This is a genomic window from Mesorhizobium sp. M2C.T.Ca.TU.002.02.1.1, assembly GCF_003997225.1.
In genome coordinates, this window is sequence record NZ_RZTO01000718.1 from 1 (window position 1) to 3,171 (window position 3,171).

The following is a 3,171-nucleotide window of genomic DNA, read 5'->3' on the forward strand; positions in this document are numbered from 1 at the left end:
CGCCCAGTCGGCGTCGCTGAGCGCCGGAAAGTCGGCGCCATGCACGCGGCGCTGGGCATCCACCGCCTCGGCGAATGTTTTCGGTTTTGGCGCACGGTCGAGATAGGCGCGGATATGGGCGAGGCCCTCCGCCTCGATCACCGGGCCGATGTCGTTCAGCACGATGGCTTTCAGCGCGGCGGGCTTCAACGCCCCGAGCACATGGATGATCAGCCCGCCGCGCGAGGTGCCGATGAAGGCGGCCTGCTCGATGCCGAGCGCGGACAGCCCGGCAAGCACGTCACCGGCTTCGACCCCGACATTATAATGGCCGATATCGGGATCTTGGTCGGATTGCCCGCGCCCGCGATAGTCGAAGGCGACGACTTTTCGCGGCCGTTCCGCCTTGCCTGAGAGGTGAAGTGCCAGTTCGTGGAAGTCACGCGCGTTGCGGGTAAGGCCGGGAAGGCAGATCACCGGAAGCCCGGCATGTGCCTCACCATAGACTCGGGCATGGAGCTTCAGGCCGTCGGGCGCGATGTAAAAGATGTCGGAGAAACCTTCGTCGCTCGCCATCGCAATGCCGCTCCTTGCTGGGGATGATCGACAGCTACAGGCGAGGGCAGGGATCGTCAAATGGCGCCGCTGCCTAAATCTCAGATGCCCGGAGCTCTACGGCGCCCCCCTCTGTCCTGCCGGACATCTCCCCCACGAGGGGGGAGATTGGCAGTTTCGCTCGCGGCGGACCCCATTCAACGTTGGAGATTGGCGAAAGCGGAGCCGACGGCTGATCTCCCCCCTTGTGGGGGAGATGTCCGGCAGGACAGAGGGGGGCGCGAAGGAACTCGACCTTGATTGTTTCGCGGAGCCCTCAACCTCGTCCGTTCACAAGGTCCCCCACGATGTCGTATTTCCCCGAAATACGCATCTTGTAGACCTCGTAATTCTCCATCACGCGTTGCACGTAACTTCTTGTTTCCGTGTAGGGAATCCGCTCGATCCAGTCGACGACGGCGTCCACGTCCTTGCCGCGCGGGTCGCCGTACTTCGCCACCCACTGGGCGGCGCGGTTCGGGCCCGCATTGTAGCCGGCGAAGGTCAGCACGTAGGAGCCGCCGAAGCGGTCGAGCTGCTCGCCGAGGAAAGCCGAGCCCAGCGTCGCGTTGTAGCCGGCATCGCTCGTCAGCCGCGCCTGCGAGAAACTCATGCCGGCCTTCTTAGCCAACTGCTTGGCGGTGCCCGGCATCAATTGCAGCAAGCCGCGCGCTCCGGCGCTGGAGACGGCGCCGACGTTGAACTCGCTTTCCTGTCGGGCGATGGCATAGGCAAGCGCCTTGCCGGACCCCGAGATATTGGCCGAATCGGGAATGACGCCCAGCGGATGCGACAGCGCGCCGACATCGATGCCGCGCTGGGCGGCGATCTTGCCGACCTTCAGCGCCATGAAATGGTTGCCTTGCTTTTCGGCCAGCACCGCAAGCAGCGCCAGTTCGCCCGGGCTGGTCAGCTGCCCGGCAAGGTCGCGGTATAGCGTTTCGGCGTAGCGGTCATAGCCCGCCTCCTGCAGCCGCTTGATCGCGCTCACCGCCTCGCGGCCGTCGAAGCTCTGGCGGTCGGCCGCGCTCGGTTTCGGATAGACGATGTTGAGCGTCCTCAAGCCCACGCGCTCGCCGGCGAGCTGGCCGTAGAAGGTCGTGCCGTAGCTGGCCGCGCGCGTGAAATAATCCTTGGCGCTGCCCGGGCCGCCCACTTCCGCCGCGCGGCCGAGCCAGTAATAGGCGCGCGACAGCGACACCGGTCCCTGCGCGAGCTCGGCGATGCGCGTAAAATGTCTGGCCGCGGTCACCGGATCGTTGAGGCCGCGCAGGGCGTACCAGCCGGCGTGGAATTCGGCTTCGGCGGCATTGGCCGGGCTTTCGGCCGCATGCATGGAGACGATTCTGTAGGCGGTTTTCATGTCGCCCTGGTCGACCAGCTCGCGCGACAGCACGCGGCGCTCGACCCACCAGGCATCGGGGTCGACCAGCGAATCGCCGTTCGTTGGCGCCTTCATCACGACAGCGGCGGCATCGGCGAATTTCTGCTGCTTGCGCAGATATTCCGCCTCGGCGAAGAAATAGCCTGCCGAGCGTTGCGCCGCCGGCACCGCCTTCAACAGCCTGGCGGCGTTCTTGTCGCCCTTGTCGGCGGCCGCCCACGCGTCCGCCAGCGGCTGCGCGCCGGCGAGGCCGGCGACCCGCAGCGCCGAAGACGGCCGGTCGGCATAGAACATGCGCTCCATACGGTAGCGATGGTCGGCCGCCGGAATCAGCGTGCCGAACTCCTTGATGATGGCACTCTCATCCTTGGCTTCCAGCTTTTCGCTGCGCCAGAACGGCACCAGCACCGCGCGGGCGGCCGCCTGGTTGCCAAGCGCCACCTGCGAGCGGGCAAGGATGATGATGCCTTCCGGCGTCAGCGGCTGGCTGCGGCCAAAGGCCTGCACCACCACTTGCGGCGGAGGGTTTTCGCGATAGAGCGCGCGCTCGCTGTTCTTGCGCAGCGCGATCGTGCCCGGCCACCCGGGCAGCATCTTGGCGGCATCGGCAATCTCGCCGCTCGGCACCTTGTCGCCGCCATAGAGCGCGATCGCCCACGCCAGGATGTGCCGGTCGAGCGAAATGGCGGGCAGCGTGTCGCGCGCATTGCGCGCGCCGGCAATGTTGTTGGCGGCGAGCGCGTCGAGGCCGCTCTTCAGTTGCGCTATGTCGGGGGCGGTCGACGTTAGGCCCGGCGCTTGCGGCGCATCGGGCACCGGGATTGCAGCCGTGACGCGCGCATCGACGCTGCCGCCGATCGCCATAGTCGGCGTCAGCGCGACGATCGCGCCCAAAAGCGCGAAGAAATGAGGCCGCCTCGTCGGCATGTTCAATCCTAGCACATCGTCAGCGGGTACGGCCTTGAAAGCCCTAAACAGACTCTAAACTTAGGTGGTGAAGGGCTCGTAAACAAAAGGTTATCGAGGCCGTTCGAATTGCACCCGCTGGCTCTATTGCGATCCTTGCCGCTGAACCATGTCGAGACTATGGTGCGCGGCTTCGCTTTCGGTTAGAAGGCGCGCAAATAAGATACCGACGCATGTCGCCCGATGGCGGGAAAGAACGACATGCATAGACAAACGAAGTTCCAAGGAGTTTGGACGATATGCTGAGA

2 protein-coding genes are annotated in these 3,171 nt (G+C 65.2%); both read right to left on the reverse strand.

What is annotated here, in order from left to right; all coding sequences use genetic code 11:
* Positions 1 to 555, reverse strand: a 555-nt coding sequence (locus tag EOD07_RS28220; RefSeq protein ID WP_127237715.1) for an alpha/beta fold hydrolase, incomplete at its 3' end; no start/stop codon positions are given.
* Between the two features lie 295 nt (positions 556 to 850).
* Entirely contained in the window at positions 851 to 2,884 is a 2,034-nt protein-coding gene (locus EOD07_RS28225) for a lytic transglycosylase domain-containing protein (protein WP_127237716.1), read from the reverse strand.
* Positions 2,885 to 3,171 lie beyond the last annotated feature (287 nt).